Source organism: Chelatococcus sp. CO-6, from assembly GCF_001271345.1.
In the GTDB taxonomy this organism is placed as follows: domain Bacteria; phylum Pseudomonadota; class Alphaproteobacteria; order Rhizobiales; family Beijerinckiaceae; genus Chelatococcus_A; species Chelatococcus_A caeni.
In genome coordinates, this window is sequence record NZ_CP012398.1 from 2,405,241 (window position 1) to 2,421,762 (window position 16,522).

The window sequence follows — 16,522 nt, forward strand, 5'->3', positions numbered from 1 at the left end:
CTTACCCCTTGACGATCGCCTCCAGCAGCCGCATCGCCCGCGCTCCGGCGGCCGCGTCGGGCACGTCGCGCTTCTCGCCACGCACCATGGCGAGGAAGTCACCGATCAGGGCGTGGTAGCCCTTGTGGTCCTCGTTGGCGGCGACCGTCAGGTTCGGCTCCCAGACGAGCGTGTCCTCGCCGTCGACGAGGCTCGCGTCCGTGCGGCTCACCTTGAAGGGCGGGGCGCGGTAATAGCGCACCTCGTGCACGTTGCGCACCTCGACGCGCTGGTGGTCGGCCATCACCTGCCACCATTCCATCGGCGTGCCGCGCGACTGGTGCGTGCCCATGACGAGCGTGCCGATGCCGCCGCTCGCGAAGCGGAAGTCGACGTGCAGCAGCAGCTTGCCGGGCGCGAGCTCGTGCCGGCGCATGCCGACATCGGCAACTTCGCCCATCAGCCACGGCACGAGGTCGAGATAATGCACGCAATGGTGCAGGTAGAAGCCGGTGTAGTCCGGGTCCTTCTCGAAATAGGTCGGCGCCGTCATGTACTCGCCGAGGAAGCTCGCCGGCGTGCCGAATTCGGGCCGGGCGACGACATTGGCGGCGATGCGGTTCGCGGTCGAATAGCGTTTCATGAAGCCGAGCACGACGGGCACGTCCGCGGCCTTCGAGGCCTCGGCCAGCTCTTCGGCCTCGCGCGCGCTCGCCGCCGGCGGCTTCTCGATGAACACGGGCAGCTTGCGGGCCATCGCCGCCATGCCGACGGCGAAGTGTACGGCAGGGCCCGCAGCGAGGCCGACGGCATCGATGTCCTCGCGCGCCAGCAGCGCCTGCCAGTCGCGAGTCGTGTTCTGCGCCGAAACGCCGTAGCGCGCCGCCGTGTGGGTGAGCCGCGCCTCGTCGGTGTCGCAGAGGGCGGCGATGGTGACCTTGTGGCGGATGAGCTGCGGCAGCAGCATCTCGTTGGCATGCGTGCCGCAGCCGATCCAGCCGATGCGGATGGTCATGGCTCAGGCCCTCCCGGCAAAGGCGAGCGCGGCCTTGAGATAGGCGACGCTGTGGGCGAGCTCAGCGTCCTCATCGCGCTGCGGCGCGCGCCATTGGGCGAGCGGCACCCCCGGCCGCTCGTCGTCGCGGCGGAACGGCTCGAGCGTGATCGGCCCAGCGTAGCCGACGTCGACGAGGGCGCGCGCCACCGCCGGCCAGTCGATATGGCCGGATCCGACGAAGCCGCGGTTGTTCTCGTTGGCCTGGAAGTGCACGAGCCGCTTGCCGGCGCGGCGGATGGCATCGGGGATAGAGGGATCTTCCATGTTCATGTGGAAGGTGTCGAGCATCACGCCGAGCGCCGGCGAGGAGACAGCCTCGGCGATGGCGAGACCGTGGCGCGTGGTGTTGGCGATGTCCGTCTCGAAGCGGTTGAGCGGCTCGAGCCCGAAGGTGACGCCGGCATTTTCGGCTTTGAGGCTCGCCTCCTTCAGGCCGATGACGACGCGGTCGATGCGCCGCTTGCGCTCGTCCTCCGCGACCGGTGCGGGCGGGCGCCCGGCGAAGACCATCGGTGCGCCGTAGAGCGGCCCGCCGACGATGGTCGCGCCAAGCGCCGTCGCGGTCTCGACGCAGGTGCCGAGATAGCGGATGCCCGCCTGGCGGGCGCCCTCGTCGGCGCTCGAAATGTCGCGGGCGAGGCTGACGCGGGCGGCCAGCACCACGCCGAGGCCGTTGTCGGCGAGCGCCGCTTTGGTCTCGGCGAGATCGAGCTCGCCGGGCTCGGGCACCAGCAGCTCGACGAAGTCGCAGCCGGCCTTCTTCGCCCGGGCGAAGGTTGCGAAATGCTCGCGGCCGAAGGGCCGGGCATAGAACATGGAGATGATGCCGATCGGGTTCGTTTTCATGGTCATGACTTCACCGCACCGGCCGTGAGACCGCCCACGAGCCGCCGTTGTACGAGGAGGAAGAGGATGGTGACGGGGATGGCGACGAGCGTTCCGCCCGCCGTGAGCAGGCCCCATTGCACCGTGAATTCGCCGATGAAGAGCTGCAGGGCCACCGTGACGGTGCGCACGTTCTGGCCCGACAGCATCATCGCGAAGAGGTATTCGTTCCACGAGGTGACGAAGATGTAGATGCCCGTCGTCACGATGCCGGGCATGACGATGGGCAGGATGACGAGGCGGATGGTCTGCAGCCGGCTCGCCCCGTCCATGATCGCCGCCTCGTCGAGCTCGGGCGGGATCGCGTTCATGTAGCTCGTCATCATCCAGATCGAGAACGGGATGGCGAAGGTCGAGTGCCCGGCGATGACGCCGAGGAAGGTGTCGAGCAGCCCGAGCATGCGCATCAGCACGAAGAGCGGGATGATGATGAGCACGATCGGGAACATGTTCACGACCAGGAACTGCACCATCAGGAAGCGCCGGCCGCGGAAGCGGAAGCGCGAGAAGGCATAGGCCGCCGGCACGCTGACGAGGAGCCCGGCGGTGACCGCGCCGACGGCGACGATGAAGCTGTTGGCGAGGTTGCCGGCGAAGGTCGTGCGGGCGAGGAGGTCCCGGTAGTGCTGCAGCGTGCCCGCGCTCGGCCAGTACTCGACCGGCCAGCGCGCGATCTCCTCGTTGGGCTTGAAGGAGGTGATCACCATCCAGGCGTAGGGCGCGAGCGCGAAGAGCACGATGAGGAGGACGGGGATCTCCACCTGGACGATGCGGGCGAGGCGGGAGCGGCGTTCGATCATCGGCTGAGCTCCCGCGCCACGCGGCGCACATAGATGAAGACGACGACGAGGAGGAGCGCCGTGAGCACCAGCGCGAGCGCCGCGCCATAGCCGAATTCCATGCCGCTGTAAGCCTTGAGGAAGGCGTAGAGCGGCAAGGTGTGGGTGGCGTAGCCCGGCCCGCCGCCGGTCATGACGAGGATGACGTCGAGCGAGTTCGCCACCCAGATGGTGCGCAGCAGGAGCGCGGTCGCGATCACCTCGGAGATCGACGGCAGGGTGACGTAGACGAGCTTCTGGAAGCGGTTCGCCCCGTCGATCTCGGCCGCCTCGTAGAGCTCGGCGGGGATCGTCTGCAGGCCGGCGAGCACGACGACGGCGAAGAAAGGAAAGCCCTGCCAGATGAGGGCGAGGATGACGGCATAGAAGGCCGTGTCGGGCTGCGCGAGCCAGGCGACCGGCTCGGAGATGAGGCCGAGCCGCAGGAGCCCGTCGTTGATGACGCCGACGTTGAAGTCGTACATCCACGTCCACATCAGGCCGATGATGACGCTCGGCAGGGCCCAGGGCACGATGATCAGCGAGCGCGCGATGCCGCGCCACCAGAAGCTCTCGTTGAGGAGCAGCGCGGCACCGAGCCCGAGCAGGAACTGGAAGCCGACGACGAGCGCGATCCACAGGAAGGAATGGCCGAGCGAGATCCAGAAGACCTCGTCGTCCCACATGCGCGCGAAATTGCCGAGGCCGATGAAGGGCACGTCCCGCGGGCGGAAGAGCACGAAATTGTGCAGGCTCATCCACGCTGTCTGCAGGACGGGAAAGAGGATGACCGCCGCCGTGACCACGAGGGCGGGCAGCAGGAAGGCATAGGGCGTCATGAGCGCGCGCGAGCGCGCTCCCGCCGTCACGAGGCTCGTCACGGGCCGAAACTCCGGAAAAAGGCGGGTGGAGGCGGCTTAGGCCGCGCTCCACCCGGGGTCTGCGGGGGCCAGGGGGGACCCCCGCCACCCATCAACCGTGGAAGTGCTTCTCGATGGCCTGCATCATGTCATCGGGGCTGATCTGGCCGAGCAGCGCGCGCTGCATGTTGGTCGGCCAGACGGTGCGCACGAAATCCGCCGTCTTGGGGCTGTCCGGCAGCACGCCGGCCATGGCGAGCGACTGTTCGCTCGCCTCGACGAAGCGCTTGGGATGCAGCTTCCAGTCCGCCATGCCCGAGGTGGTCACGGTGAGCTGGCCGGTGAAGCCGTTGAAGGTGACGTTGTTCTCGGCCGTGGACAGGAAGGTGATCCACTTGAAGGCGGCCTCCTTGTTGGCGCTTGCCGAGAAGACGGCGTTCGATTCGTCGCCGAAGGAGGTCCAGCCGTTGCCGTCGGGCGCGCGCGGCACCGGCACGGCCGAGACCTTGTCGCCGAGCGCCTCCACCATCTCGTTGGACGAGCCGACGTGGTGGATGGTCATGGCGGTGCGGCCCGCCTTGAAGCCGTCGATGATCTGGCGGAAGCCGTCGGTCGGCGCGGACGGCGGGAAGACCTTCTCCTTGGTGCCGAGATCGACGAACCAGCGGTTGGCGGCGAGCGCCTTGTCGCTCACCATGCCGCCCTTGCGGAAATTGGCGCCGCCGCCGAGGGCGAACGGCCCCCAATGGTCGTGGCCGCCGGCGCCGCCGCGCATGCCGAAGCCGAAGACGCCGTCCTTGGTGAGCGCCTTCGCCGCCTTGAGGAAGTCGTCGAAGGTGCGCGGCGCTGCGACGCCGGCCTGCTCGAAGAGATCCGGCCGGTAGTATAGATAGAGCACCACGTACTGCAGCGGCAGGTAATACTGCTTCCCGTCGCTCGCCTTGTTGAGCTGCCAGATGTCCTCGGTGATGTCGGTGCGCGCGTTCCAGCCCTTGAGCATGTCGTCGAGCGGCTCGAGCGCTCCCATCTCCACGAGGCGGGCCTGGTTGTTGAGCTTCACCATGGCGCAGTCGGGCGCATTGCCCGCGACGAGCGCGGCGAAGAGGCGCGTGTAGTAGTCGTTGCCGCCGCCCCACGGAATGCTCTCGGCGACGACCTTGATGCCGGGGTTCTCCTTCTCGAACTTCGCGACGAGCTCGGCCGGCGAGTGCTGCGGATTGTCGAAATGGTACCACCAGCGCACCGTCACGCCCTGCGCGACGGCCGGGGCCGGAAAGCTGCCCGCGAAGGGCGCGGCAAGCGCGCCCGCGCCGGCGAGCTGCAGGAACCTGCGCCTCCCGATGCCCTTTTTGCGGGTCATGTTGTCCTTGGTCATGTCCTCTCCTCCGGTTCTTTTGGATATCGTTGTCTTGGGATGATCGCCTCCGATTCCCTCCCCCCTTTGTGGGGGAGGGTAGGGAGGGGGGCAGCCTGGACAGCGGCCCTGCTCTTGTGTCACGACCCTCACCCCCAACCCCTCCCACAAGGGGAAGGGGAGTTGCCGCCTCCTACCGGCCGAACACCTCCCTGATATGCGCTGCCCCCGCCGCGATGGCCGCCCGCGCCGCCGGCAGCTCGCGCGTCATGCGCAGGAAGCCGTGGACGACGCCGGGTGACACGTCGAGGCGGAAGGGAATGCCGGTGTGGGCGAGCTTTTCGGCGAGCAGCAGCGTGTCGTCGAGCAGCGGATCAAGCCCCGCCGCATTGAGATAGAGCGGCGGCAGGCCGTCGAGCTCGGCGCGCAGCGGGACGGCGAGCTCGGCCGTGTCCGCCGGCAGGGCGCCGAGGAAGTTGCCCCAGTACCACTGCATGATCGCGGTACCGAGGAAGAAGCTGCCGTCGCCGAGGCGTTCATGGCTCGCCGTGTCGAAGATCGGCGCATAGCAGCCGTAGAACAGGGCGGCCGTTGCCGGCAGCGCCTGCCCCTTGTCGCGCCGGGCGAGGAGGGCGGCGAGCGCGAGATTCGCCCCGGCCGAATCGCCGGCGAGCGCGATGCGCGCCATGTCGACGGGCCGGCCGAGCCCGCCGTCGGCCGCAAAGGCGAGGGCGGCGAGGACGTCTTCGAGCGGCGCCGGGAAGGGGTGCTCTGGGGCGAGGCGATAATCCATGCCGAAGACGGCGCAGCCCGAGGCCTCGGCCAGGTTGCGCATGGTGCCGTCGTGCGTGTCGACGGAGCCGAAGGTCCAGCCGCCGCCGTGCACGAAGACGACGAGGCCGTTCGCGAGCGCGCCCGCCTGCGGTTCGTAGAGCCGTGCCCGCATGCCGCCGGCCCCCGTGGGGACGGTGAGCTCGCGCACGGCGGCAAGCTCCGGCGCGCCGATGTTCCAGGGCTTCGCCAGTTCTTCGAAGGTCTGTCGGGCCTCGCCCATCGCCATGGCGCGGTAGTCGACGGCGGGCGCCGCGCGCATGCGCTCGTAGATGGACTTGAAATGCGGGTCGAGAGGCAGGGTCATGCTGACTGACGCTCCGAGGAAACGTCGACGATGGTGTCGATGTGGTGGCCGAGCGCCTCGGCAAGGCCGGCGCCGTCGCGCGCGGCGAGGCGCTCGTAGATGGGCTGGTGCCGGCGCGCCGTTTCGAGCAGCGGCCGGCGATGGCGCGGCTCCCACAGCTTCTGCCGGTGCGAATGCAGGATGCAGCGCACGAGGATCTGCTCCAGCGCCTGCAGGCCCGCGAGGCGGAAGATGGCGAGGTGGAAATCCGTGTCGAGCTCGATGAGCCGGTACTGGTCGCCGGCGCTCGCGACCCGCTCCATCTCGTCCTGCAGGGCCTGCAGCTCCTGCAGCGCGCCGTCCGTCACCGCCGCCGCGGCGCGCACGGCCCCGCGCATCTCGATGCGGCGCCGGAGCGCGATGATCTCGTCGGCCTCTTCCGGGTCGAGCGGCGTGACGGCGGTGCCGCGATGGCCGCTGCGGATGACGAGCCCGTCCTCCTGCAGGCGCAGCAGCGCCTCCCGCACCGTGCCCTGGCTGCAGCCGAGCTCGCGCGCGAGGCCGAGCTCGGTCAGGGCGATGCCGGGCTGCAGGTCGTTGAGGATGATGCGGCGTTTGACCGCCGAATAGGCTGCCTCGCGCGGACGCACGTCCGAATCCTCCCTGCCTTCTTATTATCGATATTGATATTGATAATCCAAACGACGTAGCCTGACAAGACGGCGCCTGCCGGGCGGCCGGAATGATCGAGGTGGCGATGGCCTCAGGACGCGGCGGCGCGTGGGGCGGAGTGGCTTTCCGCCTGCTTCGCGGGCGCTGTCCAGCCGAGTGCGCGCGAGATGGTGTCGGCCGTCTCGATGACGAGTTCGCCGAGCACGGGGATGCGCGCCGGCGAGATGCGCTCGGCCGGGCCGGAGACGCTGATCGAGGCGAAGACGCTGCCCGAGGCGTTGCGGATCGGGGCGGCGACGCAGTTGAGGTTGCGCTGGTGCTCGGACCAGTCGATGGAATGGCCACGCTTGCGCGTCGCCGCCATCTCCTCGCGCAGCCGCTGGGGATCGACGATGGTGCTCTCGGTGAAGGCCTTGAGCCCGGCCGCGATGACGCGCTCCAGCGTCGCCTCGTCCTGGAAGGCGAGGATGGCCTTGCCGACGCCCGTGCAATAGACCGGCGCGCCCTCGATGGTCATGACGAGCGAGCTCGGGCCGCTGTCCATCTCCTTGCGGTCGACGAAGACGGCGTGCAGACCGTCGAAGATGCAGAGATGCACCACCTCGCCGCTCAACTTGGCGAGCCGGTCGACATGCGGCTGCGCCTCGCGGTGCAGGTCGAGGTTGGCGAGATAGAGGCTGCCGAGCTCGAACAGCTTGAGGCCAAGGCGATAGCGCTCCCGGTCGCGGTCCTGCTCGATGAAGCCGATCTCCTTCATCGTCGCGAGGAGCCGGTGGGCCGTGGCCTTGGGATAGCCGGTCCGCGCCTGGATCATGCCGAGCGTCAGCGTCCGGTCGTGCTTGGTGAAGCACTGCAGGATGCTCGCCATCTTGCCGAGCGAGTTGACGAGATCCTTGCGCTGGGTCCGCGTCACGCCTTGCCTCGTTCATTCCACGATGCGGAACATATCGGCAAATTCGTCGGGGGCGTCAAGCGCTTTCGAAGCATGCCGCGGTGCCGGCGGACGCGAAATCCGATTCCGTGTTGACGGTTCGCTCGTGGGCTCGATAAAGTCTGCTATGCGGAATAAAGATCCGATATTCGGACTAGGGAGCTGAAATGCACACGAAACTCGCAGGTGTCATTCCGCCGATGACGACGCCGTTCCGGACCGATGGGGCGATGGCGCTGGAGGCCGTGGCCGGGCAGGTGGACTTTCTTGTCGCGGCCGGCTCGCATGGGCTCGCCGCCGGTGGCTCGACCGGCGAGGGCCATACGCTTGATCCGGAGGAGTTCCGCGATCTCATCGGCGCGACGGTCGCGGCCACCGCCGGGCGGGTGCCGGTGATCGCCGGCATCATCGTCGACAGCACGCGCGATGCGATCCGCCGCGGCAAGCTGGTGCGCGACATGGGCGTCGCCGCCCTGCAGGTCACGCCGGTGCACTATCTCTTCAAGCCGGACGACGAGGCGATGGTGCGCCACTTCCGGGCGCTCGCCGACGAGACCGGTCTGCCGATCATCATCTACAACGTGGTGCCCTGGACCTATCTGTCGCCGAAGCTGCTCGCCCGCATCATGCGCGAGGTGCCGATGGTGGTCGGCGTCAAGCAGAGCGCCGGCGATCTCAAGCTCTTCGCCGACCTCATGGCCGAGAACCTTGCCGACAAGCTGATCTTCAGCGCCGTCGATGCGCTGATGTATCCCTCCTACACGCTCGGCGCCCATGGCTCGATCGCCGCGATCCTCGCCGCGGCGCCCAAGGCGTCGGTCGACCTGTGGGATGCGGTGAAGGCCGGCGATCACCCACGCGCGCTCGATCTCCACGTCAAGCTGCTGGCGCTGTGGAACGCCATGGTCTCGGACAACCTGCCGGCCTGCACGAAATACGCCCAGAGCCTGCAGGGCGTGAACGCCATGGAGCCGCGCGCGCCGATGCCGCCGGCCTCGCCCGCCCAGCGCGAGGCGATCCGCGCGGCGCTCGCGGGCCTCGGCGTCGCCGTCAAGGCAAAGGCGGCCTGAAGGCCGCCTTTCTGTTCAAAAAAGCAAAAGCATATCGGGTTGGAGGAAACGTCCATGTTCTCGCGCAAATCGTTCTCGCGCATATCCCTGACGCGCCGGGTCGCCATGGCCGCGGCGGTCTCGCTCGCCTTTGCCGGGCCGGCGCTCGCCGCCTGGCCGGAGCGGCCGGTCACCATGATCGTGCCGTGGAGCGCTGGCGGCGGCACCGACGCGACGGCGCGCATCGTCGCGAGCCTGCTCGAGAAGGAGCTCGGCAAGCCCGTGTCGGTCGTTAACCGCACCGGCGGCGGCGGCATCGTCGGCCACACCGAGATCGCCAATGCCAAGGCGGACGGCTACACCATCGGCGTCGTCACGACCGAGCTGTCGATGTATCACTGGCTCGGCACCTCGGCGCTGAACTACGACAGCTACAGCCTCATCGCCCTCTACAACACCGATCCGCAGGGCGTGCACGTGCGCAAGGACGGGCCGGCCACGATCAAGGACCTCGTCGAGGCGATCAAGGCGGCCCCCGGCAAGCACAAGGCCTCTGGCGCCAACCAGGGCGGCGCGGCGCATCTGTCCTTCGTTGGCCTGCTCAACGCCATCGGCCTCAAGGCCCAGGACGCGCCGTGGGTGCCGACGGACGGTTCGGCGCCCTCGCTGCAGCTCCTCACCTCGAAGGCCATCGACATCGTCACGACGACGATGCCCGAGGCGCAGACCATGGTCGATGCCGGGGAGGTGAAGACGCTCGCCCTGATGCGCCCCGAGCGCGACCCCGCCTTCCCCGACGTGCCGACCATCAAGGAGACGCTCGGCGTCGACTGGAGCCTCGGCGCCTGGCGCGGTGTCGCCGGCCCCAAGGGCATGCCGGAGGAGGTCGTCGAGGCGCTCTCGAAGGCCATGGCCAAGGTCGTGAAGGATCCGGAATTCGTGAAGTTCATGGATGCCCGCAAGTTCGGCATCGAATATGCCGGCGGTCCTGATTTCGCGAGTTACCTCAAGCAGATGGATGAACGCTTCGGCGAAGCCATGAAGGCCGCCGGCCTCGCCAAGCAATAGGGCGAAGGCTCCTTCCATGCGCAAGGTGGATGTCGCCGCGGGCTTGCTCTTCGCGGCCTTCGGGGCGGGCGTCGTCGTTCAGGCGGCGTCCATTCCTCCGATGATCGGCCAGGCCTACGGGCCCGGCTTCTTCCCCTCGCTCGTCGGCGGCGGGCTCGTCGTCGCCGGGCTCATCATCGCCCTGCGCGGCTTCTTTGCCGCGCCGGAGGCGGTGGGCGAGGGGGTGGGGCCGCCCGCGCCGGCCGCGACGCGGCCCTACTGGGGCGCGCTCGCCTGGCTCGTCGCGGGGCTTATCGTCATCATCCGGGCTTTCGAGCCCATCGGCTTCGTGCCGCTTCTCGGCACCTATCTCGCCGGCTTCATGCTGCTGCTCGGCGTGCGACCGGTGCAGGCGGTCGTCCTCGGGTTCCTCCTGACGCTCGGCGTCTATTTCCTGTTCGTCCGCCTGCTGCTGGTGCCGCTGCCGGCCGGGCTGCTGCAACCCCTTTTCGGGTGAGCGCTCATGCATTCGGTCATCCAGGCGGTCGGGCTCGTGCTCGATCCGCAGGTGCTTCTCACGGTGGTGCTGGCCTCGCTGTTCGGCCTGTTCGTCGGTGCCGTCCCCGGCCTCACGGCGACCATGGCGACGGCGCTGCTCGTGCCGATCACCTTCTTCATGGATCCCTTGCCGGCCGTTGCCGCGATCGTGGCCTGCACGGCGATGGCGATCACGGCCGGCGACATTCCGGGTTGCCTCCTGCGCATTCCCGGCACGCCGGCCTCGGCCGCCTACACGGACGAGACCTTCGCCATGACGAAGCGCGGGCTCGGCGCGCAGGCGCTCGGGGCGAGCCTCGTCTCCTCGGTCATCGGCGGCATCGTCGGCACCGTCGTCCTCATCCTCGCGGCGCCGGCGCTGGCGCGCATCGCCCTGCAGTTCTCGAGCTTCGAATATTTCTGGCTGGCGCTCATCGGCCTGTCCTGCGCCGCCTTCGTGAGCTCGGACGATCCCGTGCGCGGCTTCGTCTCCCTGCTCATCGGTCTCTTCATCGCCAGCGTCGGCATGGACGGCGTCAGCGGCACGCCCCGCTTCACCCTGGGCGTCACGGAGCTCCTGGGCGGCATCAGCTTCATTCCCGCCATGATCGGCATGTTCGCCGTCTCCGAGATCCTGAACAGCCTCGTCCGCGGCACGGCGCGTGAGCGCTTCGCCGCGACGCAGAAGGTCACCGGCGTCTTCCGCGGCATCCTCGGCCTCATCCGTCACTACTGGCGCAACGTGGCGCGCGGCTCGGTCACGGGCACGCTGATCGGCGTCCTGCCGGGCGCCGGCGGCGACATCGCCGCCTGGATTTCCTACGCCACCGCCAAGCGCTTTTCGAAGACGCCCGAGAAGTTCGGCACCGGCCATCCCGAAGGCGTCATCGAGGCAGGTGCGGCCAACAACGGCGGTCTCTCCGGCGCGTGGGTGCCGGCGCTCGTCTTCGGCATCCCGGGCGATGCGGTGACGGCGATCGCCGTCGGCGTCCTCTTCATGAAGGGGCTCAACCCCGGTCCGCGGCTGTTCGAGGCCCAGGCGGAGATGCTCTATGCCGTCTTCATCATCTTCCTCATCGCCAACCTGCTGCTCCTGCCCTTCGGCTGGGCGGCGATCCGGCTCGCGAGCCGCATCCTGACCGTGCCGCGCCCGCAGCTGATGGCGATCATCCTGCTCTTCTGCGTCGTCGGCTCCTTCGCCATCAACAACACCGTCTTCGACATCGGCCTGATGCTCGGCTTCGGCATCCTCGCCTTCCTGCTCAGCCTCGCCGGCTTCCCCGTGGCGCCCATCATCCTCGGCATCGTGCTCGGGCCGCTGCTCGAGCAGAACTTCCTGACCTCGATGGTGATCGCGGGCGGCGACATCACCGGCTTCTTCGAGCGCCCGGTCGCCGCCGCGCTCGGCGTAGCCGCCATCCTCATCTGGGCGGTGCCGCTCGGCCTCGCCGGCCTGCGCCTCCTGCGCGGCTGCACGCGCGCCGCAAAGCCCGCGGAGAACAACTCATGACGAAACGCGTGATCGCCGTGGGCATCGCGGTGATGGACAAGATCTTCTCCGTGCCCGCCATTCCGGACGAGCCCATCAAGGTCTTCGCCACCGGCTACAGCGAGATCGGCGGCGGACCGGCCGCCACCGGCGCGGTGACGGTGGCGCGCCTCGGCGGCGAGGCCGTGCTGTGGGCGCGCGTCGGCGATGATCCCGTGGGCCGGCGCATCGTCGAGGAACTGGGCGAATGGGGTGTCAGGCCTGAAATCCGGCTCGTCCCCGGCGCCCGCTCCGGCGTCTCGGGCGTGCTCGTCGACAAGGAGGGCGAGCGCCTGATCATCGCCTTCGCCGACCCCGGGCTCGACACCGATCCTGCGTGGCTGCCCCTTGCCGAGGTCGCGGCGGCGGATGCCGTCCTCGCCGACATGCGCTGGCCGCGCGCGAGCGAGATCGTGCTCGATGCGGCCCGGGCGGCCGGCGTGCCGGCGGTGCTCGACGCGGATCTTGCGTCCGACGACGTCGCCCACCGGCTCGTCGCGCGCTCGGACTATGCCGTCTTCTCGCGTCCGGCGCTCACGCGCTTTGCCGGGACGGACGATGTCGCCGAGGGGCTCCGGTCGGCGGCGCAGGTCTGCCCCGGCCGCGTCGGCGTCACCCTCGGCGGCGAGGGCTTCGCCTGGCTGGAGGGGCAGCGCCTCACGCGCGAGCCGGGCTTCACCGTCGAGACGGTCGATACTCTCGGCGCGGGCGACGTCTTCCACGGCGCCTTCGCCCTCGCCATCGCGGAGGGGCGCGACATGCGCGCCGCGGCGCGCTTCGCCAATGCCGCCTCCGCTCTCAAATGCACCCGGCGCGGCGGCCGCGCCGGCATTCCGGATCGGGCCGAAGTCACGGCCCTCATGTCTTTGTCCGAGGAGGTATGATGACTGTTTCCGCAGGCAAGCTGCGCGGGCTGAAGAGGCTCGCCGACGACAGCGGGCGCTTCAAGATGGTCGCCGTCGACCAGCGCCCGCCCATCCTGAAGGCGCTCGGCGAGAAGCTGGCGCCGCGCCAGCCCGGCTACGACGAGGTCAGCGCCGTCAAGGCGCTGCTCGCCCGCGTGCTGACGCCGCTGGGCTCGGCCGTGCTGATCGATCCCGACTACGGCTACAGCCGCGCCGTCGACGACATTCCCGCCCGGCGCGGCCTGCTGATCACGCTCGAGGACTTCCGCTTCGAGGAGGACGAGGGTGGCCGCCGCACCCGGCTCTATCCCGGCTGGGACGTCGGCAAGATCAAGCGCATGGGGGCGGACGGGGTCAAGCTGCTGCTCTGGTATCGGCCCGATGCGGCGCGCGAGGTCGTCGCGCACCAGCAGGCGCTGGTGCGGCAGGTGGGCGAGGCCTGCGCGCGCTATGACATCCCCTTTCTGCTGGAGCTCCTCGTCTATCCCTTCAAGGGCGCCAGCAACCACACGACGGATTACATCGAGGATCGCGAGAAGCGTCCCGATCTCGTGCTCCAGAGCCTCGCGGATTTCGCCGACCCGGCCTATGGCGTCGACATCTACAAGCTCGAAAGTCCGGTGCCAGCCGGGGCCCTGCCGGATCCCGCAGGCAGCGATGCCGCTGTGGCGCAGACCGAGCGGCTCTTTGCGCGCATGGCCGGGCTCATCGATAAGCCCTGGGTGATGCTGAGCGCCGGTGCGGGGATGGAGGAGTTTCGCCGCGTTCTCACCTATGCCTACCGGGCCGGCGCCAACGGCTATCTCGCCGGCCGTGCCATCTGGTGGCAGGCCTTTCGCCATTATCCCGACCTTCAGGCGATGGAACGGGAGTTGGCGTCGGACGGCATCGGCTATATGAAGGATATAAATCGATTAACAGACGATTCCGCGCAGCCGTGGCAGACGGCTGCTGCCTTTGGCGGCGCGCCGGGGCTGGCCGACGCGGGACACGATTTCCCCGGGCGCTACGCGGGCTTCGGTTCGCAGGCTGCCTGAGGTGCGGGGCCGGAGGCGCGCCGCCTCCGGGGCGGCTCGCGCCGAACCGATGGGAAACGATCGCCGGCGATCTGCGGGTGAGCCGCAGCGCCGGCGGTCCAGTCTAGGGAGACGAGACCGATATGTTGAATGATCTGAAGGGCAAGCGCGTCCTCATCACCGGCGCGAGCACCGGCATCGGCGCGGCGACAGCCGTGGAGTTCGGCCGGCTCGGCAGCCATGTCGTCGTTCACTACAATTCGAGCGAGGACGATGCCAAGGCGGTGGTCGAGACCATCCGCAAGGCGGGCGGCAAGGCCGACATGCTGAAGGGCGACGTCAGCACCTCGGCCGAGGCGATCCGCGTCGTCGACGAGGCGGCCGGCGTCCTTGGCGGGCTCGACGTGCTCATCAACAATGCCGGCGCTCTCGTGCAGCGCATGTCGCTGACCGAGATCACGGACGATTTCTACGACCGGGTGCTCGACCTCAACGTGCGCTCGGTGGTGATGGCTTCGAAGGCCGCCGTGCCGCATCTCAAGAAGGCTGGCGGCGGCACCGTCATCAACACGAGCTCGGTCGCCGCCCGCAACGGCGGTGGTCCGGGCGCGGCGCTCTACGCGAGCTCCAAGGCCTTCGTGTCGAACCTGACGCGCAACATGGCCAAGGAATATGCCGGCGACAACATCCGCGTGAACGCGGTCGCCCCGGGCGTCATCATGACCCCGTTCCACCAGCGCTTCTCGACGGCCGAGATGCTGGAGGCCATGCGCAAGACCATCGTCATGGGCCGCATCGGCGAGCCGCAGGACTGCGTCGGCGCCTATGTCTTCCTCGCCTCGCCAGCCATGAGCGGCTACCTCACCGGCCAGGTCATCGAGGTCAACGGCGGCCAGTTGATGCCCTGATGTGCCAGGGAAAAGCCGCAGGCTTTCCCAACGAGCACAAGGTAACTGCGAAGCGGCCCGGTCCGGCAGGATCGGGCCGCTTTTCTTCGGGCCAGGAGGCGGTCTCACAAAAGCTCACGCGACAGCCGCCTTGCCATCGCCGCGCAGGCGGCTTTCGCGCAGGGCGCCGGCCTCGTCGAGGATGGGGTAGGCGACCGACGTGATATGGGCGTTGATCTGTTTGAGGTCGCGCAGCACGTCGAGGTGCAGGGTGCTCGACTGGATGCTCTCGATGCGTCCTTCGCGCAGGCGTTCCAGGTGCCGCTCGGCCGACAGGCGCTCCATGTGGCGCACATCCACCTTCACTTCCACCAGCTTGCGGGCGAGGTCCATGTCGCGGCTGATGAAGATGCTCTGCGCGATGCGCAGGTTCTCCAGCGTGCGCGCGTGCAGTTCCTCGATCTCGGCCATGCCCTCGCGCGAGAAGCGCAGGCCGTACTTGATCTTCTTGGCGATCATGTCGAGCAGGCTCTTGTCGATGATGTCGCCGATGTGCTCGAGGTTGATGGCGTAGGAGATGATCTCGGTCGCCTTGCGCGCGTCCTCGTCGTCGAGGCCCTCGTGGCCGAGGCGCGAGAGATAGAGCTTGACCGCCTGCTGCAGCGCGTCGACCTCGTCGTCCATCTTGGCGATTTCGCTCTTGAGCTTGGCGTCGTTGTTGCGCAGCGCCTCGAGACTCCTGACCAGCATGACCTCCACCACGTCGCCGATGCGCAGCGTCTCGCGCGCCGCGCAGCTCAGCGCCACCGCCGGCGTGTCGAGGGAGGACGTGTCGAGATAGCGCGGGCCCAGCCGGTCTTCCGGCTGCGGCGGCATCAGCCGCTCGGCGAGGCGGGCGATGAGGCCGACGAGCGGCAGGAAGAGGAGGGCGAGCGCGATGTTGAAGGCAAGATGCACGTCGACGGCGAAATTGCCGGTCAGCGCCGCGGCCCGGGCGAGATAGCCGTCGATGGGGCCGATGAGCGGCAGGGCGAGCAGGCAGCCGGCGCCGCGCACCGCGAGGTTGCCGAGGGTGACGCGCCGCGCGAGCGGGCCATAGCCCGCCGTGGCGAGCGCCGGCGGCACCGCCCCGCCGAGATTGGCACCGAGGACGAGCGCGACGACGAGCCCCGCATCCATGTTGCTCGAGGCGGCCAGCGAGGCGACGAGCAGCACGATGGCGAGGCTCGACGAGGCGACGAAGGCGAGCACCGCCGCGACGAGCAGGCCGATGACGGGCGCGGCGCCGAGGGCGGCGAGCAGGCTCTGCAGCGTGGGCGAGGCGCGCATCGGCTCCGTCGCCGCGCCGATGAGCTGCAGCGACAGGAGCATGAGCCCGAGCCCGATGATCGCGCGGCCGATGGCCTTGGGCCGCGAGCTGTCGCTTGCCATGAAGGTGGCGACGCCGCACAGGATCAGCACCGGTGACAGCCAGTGCAGGTTGAGCGCCAGGAGCCGCGTCACCATCGCCGTGCCCACGTTGGCGCCGATCATGATCGCCTGCGCCATCGCCGTCGTCATCAGCTCCCGGCTGGCGAAGGAGGCGGTGATGAGGGCGGTGGCCGTGCTGCTCTGCACGGCGATGGTCGCGGCGAGGCCGGCGAAGAAGGCCTTGAAGCGGTTGGTGGTGCCGAGCGCGATCCAGTGCCGGAGGCTCGAGCCGAAGGCACGGGTGACGCCGGTCTTGACCATGCGCAGGCCCCAGAGCAGCAGGGCGCCCGCACCGAGAAGGTCGATCAGCACCAGATTCGCCGACATTCAACGCTCCCTTGCCGCCAAGCCGGCCCTGTCCAACTGCTTCGACCGGTGTTCGATCCTCCCGCCGGTGCCGGCATCTTACT

At 68.8% G+C, this 16,522-nt stretch carries 16 protein-coding genes; 7 read left to right on the top strand and 9 right to left on the bottom strand.

Going from position 1 to position 16,522, the window contains the following annotated elements; translation table 11 throughout:
* Position 1 precedes the first annotated feature (1 nt).
* The 8 genes from AL346_RS11280 to AL346_RS11315 form a co-directional block, all read right to left on the bottom strand.
* Positions 2–994, bottom strand: a complete 993-nt coding sequence (locus tag AL346_RS11280; RefSeq protein ID WP_019401600.1) for a Gfo/Idh/MocA family protein — start codon at positions 992–994, stop codon at positions 2–4.
* A 3-nt stretch (positions 995–997) separates the two neighbouring features.
* On the bottom strand, positions 998–1,888 hold the full coding sequence (locus AL346_RS11285; protein ID WP_156332736.1) for a sugar phosphate isomerase/epimerase: 891 nt from the start codon (positions 1,886–1,888) through the stop codon (positions 998–1,000).
* Positions 1,885–2,721 (bottom strand): carbohydrate ABC transporter permease, encoded by an 837-nt coding sequence (locus AL346_RS11290; protein WP_019401602.1) that lies wholly within the window; start codon positions 2,719–2,721, stop codon positions 1,885–1,887. The genes AL346_RS11285 and AL346_RS11290 overlap by 4 nt, the downstream gene beginning before the upstream one ends.
* The gene (locus AL346_RS11295; RefSeq protein ID WP_019401603.1) at positions 2,718–3,620 is read right to left on the bottom strand and encodes a carbohydrate ABC transporter permease; all 903 of its coding nucleotides are present in this window, start codon (positions 3,618–3,620) and stop codon (positions 2,718–2,720) included. Before AL346_RS11295 ends, AL346_RS11290 begins: the two co-directional genes overlap by 4 nt.
* A 91-nt stretch (positions 3,621–3,711) precedes the next feature.
* Positions 3,712–4,974: a sugar ABC transporter substrate-binding protein gene (locus AL346_RS11300; RefSeq protein WP_019401604.1), complete on the bottom strand. Its 1,263-nt coding sequence runs from the start codon at positions 4,972–4,974 to the stop codon at positions 3,712–3,714.
* A 172-nt stretch (positions 4,975–5,146) separates the two neighbouring features.
* Positions 5,147–6,091, bottom strand: coding sequence for an alpha/beta hydrolase fold domain-containing protein (locus tag AL346_RS11305; protein ID WP_019401605.1), 945 nt, complete (start codon positions 6,089–6,091; stop codon positions 5,147–5,149).
* Positions 6,088–6,720: a GntR family transcriptional regulator gene (locus AL346_RS11310; protein WP_019401606.1), complete on the bottom strand. Its 633-nt coding sequence runs from the start codon at positions 6,718–6,720 to the stop codon at positions 6,088–6,090. Before AL346_RS11310 ends, AL346_RS11305 begins: the two co-directional genes overlap by 4 nt.
* Before the next feature lie 113 nt (positions 6,721–6,833).
* On the bottom strand, positions 6,834–7,655 hold the full coding sequence (locus AL346_RS11315) for an IclR family transcriptional regulator (RefSeq protein WP_019401607.1): 822 nt from the start codon (positions 7,653–7,655) through the stop codon (positions 6,834–6,836).
* Between the two features lie 185 nt (positions 7,656–7,840).
* Between AL346_RS11315 and AL346_RS11320 the strand changes: the two genes are divergently transcribed.
* The 7 genes from AL346_RS11320 to AL346_RS11350 all read left to right on the top strand — a co-directional run bounded on the left by AL346_RS11320 (position 7,841) and on the right by AL346_RS11350 (position 14,663).
* Positions 7,841–8,743, top strand: coding sequence for a dihydrodipicolinate synthase family protein (locus AL346_RS11320; protein ID WP_019401608.1), 903 nt, complete (start codon positions 7,841–7,843; stop codon positions 8,741–8,743).
* A 54-nt stretch (positions 8,744–8,797) separates the two neighbouring features.
* Positions 8,798–9,790, top strand: a complete 993-nt coding sequence (locus tag AL346_RS11325; protein WP_019401609.1) for a tripartite tricarboxylate transporter substrate binding protein — start codon at positions 8,798–8,800, stop codon at positions 9,788–9,790.
* Positions 9,791–9,806: 16 nt separating this feature from the next.
* Positions 9,807–10,286, top strand: a complete 480-nt coding sequence (locus AL346_RS11330) for a tripartite tricarboxylate transporter TctB family protein (protein ID WP_053193659.1) — start codon at positions 9,807–9,809, stop codon at positions 10,284–10,286.
* A 6-nt stretch (positions 10,287–10,292) separates the two neighbouring features.
* Positions 10,293–11,816, top strand: coding sequence for a tripartite tricarboxylate transporter permease (locus tag AL346_RS11335; RefSeq protein WP_053193662.1), 1,524 nt, complete (start codon positions 10,293–10,295; stop codon positions 11,814–11,816).
* The gene (locus AL346_RS11340; protein WP_019401612.1) at positions 11,813–12,718 is read left to right on the top strand and encodes a PfkB family carbohydrate kinase; all 906 of its coding nucleotides are present in this window, start codon (positions 11,813–11,815) and stop codon (positions 12,716–12,718) included. Before AL346_RS11335 ends, AL346_RS11340 begins: the two co-directional genes overlap by 4 nt.
* Complete coding sequence (locus AL346_RS11345) at positions 12,718–13,776, top strand: tagatose 1,6-diphosphate aldolase (protein WP_053193667.1); 1,059 nt, start codon at positions 12,718–12,720, stop codon at positions 13,774–13,776. Before AL346_RS11340 ends, AL346_RS11345 begins: the two co-directional genes overlap by 1 nt.
* Positions 13,777–13,898: 122 nt before the next feature.
* Positions 13,899–14,663, top strand: coding sequence for an SDR family NAD(P)-dependent oxidoreductase (locus AL346_RS11350; protein ID WP_019401614.1), 765 nt, complete (start codon positions 13,899–13,901; stop codon positions 14,661–14,663).
* Positions 14,664–14,777: 114 nt separating this feature from the next.
* On the opposite strand, the gene AL346_RS11355 is transcribed toward AL346_RS11350, so the two are convergent.
* On the bottom strand, positions 14,778–16,439 hold the full coding sequence (locus AL346_RS11355; RefSeq protein WP_019401615.1) for a Na/Pi cotransporter family protein: 1,662 nt from the start codon (positions 16,437–16,439) through the stop codon (positions 14,778–14,780).
* Positions 16,440–16,522: the final 83 nt, after the last annotated feature.

Excerpts from the sequence above, each read along its gene's own strand:
- AL346_RS11300 (WP_019401604.1), bottom strand. The coding sequence starts at position 4,974 with ATGACCAAGGACAACATGACCCGCAAAAAGGGCATCGGGAGGCGCAGG.
- AL346_RS11285 (WP_156332736.1), bottom strand. The coding sequence starts at position 1,888 with ATGACCATGAAAACGAACCCGATCGGCATCATCTCCATGTTCTATGCC.
- AL346_RS11325 (WP_019401609.1), top strand. The coding sequence starts at position 8,798 with ATGTTCTCGCGCAAATCGTTCTCGCGCATATCCCTGACGCGCCGGGTC.
- AL346_RS11320 (WP_019401608.1), top strand. The coding sequence starts at position 7,841 with ATGCACACGAAACTCGCAGGTGTCATTCCGCCGATGACGACGCCGTTC.
- AL346_RS11330 (WP_053193659.1), top strand. The coding sequence starts at position 9,807 with ATGCGCAAGGTGGATGTCGCCGCGGGCTTGCTCTTCGCGGCCTTCGGG.
- AL346_RS11345 (WP_053193667.1), top strand. The coding sequence starts at position 12,718 with ATGACTGTTTCCGCAGGCAAGCTGCGCGGGCTGAAGAGGCTCGCCGAC.
- AL346_RS11355 (WP_019401615.1), bottom strand. The coding sequence starts at position 16,439 with ATGTCGGCGAATCTGGTGCTGATCGACCTTCTCGGTGCGGGCGCCCTG.
- AL346_RS11305 (WP_019401605.1), bottom strand. The coding sequence starts at position 6,091 with ATGACCCTGCCTCTCGACCCGCATTTCAAGTCCATCTACGAGCGCATG.
- AL346_RS11335 (WP_053193662.1), top strand. The coding sequence starts at position 10,293 with ATGCATTCGGTCATCCAGGCGGTCGGGCTCGTGCTCGATCCGCAGGTG.
- AL346_RS11280 (WP_019401600.1), bottom strand. The coding sequence starts at position 994 with ATGACCATCCGCATCGGCTGGATCGGCTGCGGCACGCATGCCAACGAG.
- AL346_RS11340 (WP_019401612.1), top strand. The coding sequence starts at position 11,813 with ATGACGAAACGCGTGATCGCCGTGGGCATCGCGGTGATGGACAAGATC.
- AL346_RS11350 (WP_019401614.1), top strand. The coding sequence starts at position 13,899 with ATGTTGAATGATCTGAAGGGCAAGCGCGTCCTCATCACCGGCGCGAGC.
- AL346_RS11290 (WP_019401602.1), bottom strand. The coding sequence starts at position 2,721 with ATGATCGAACGCCGCTCCCGCCTCGCCCGCATCGTCCAGGTGGAGATC.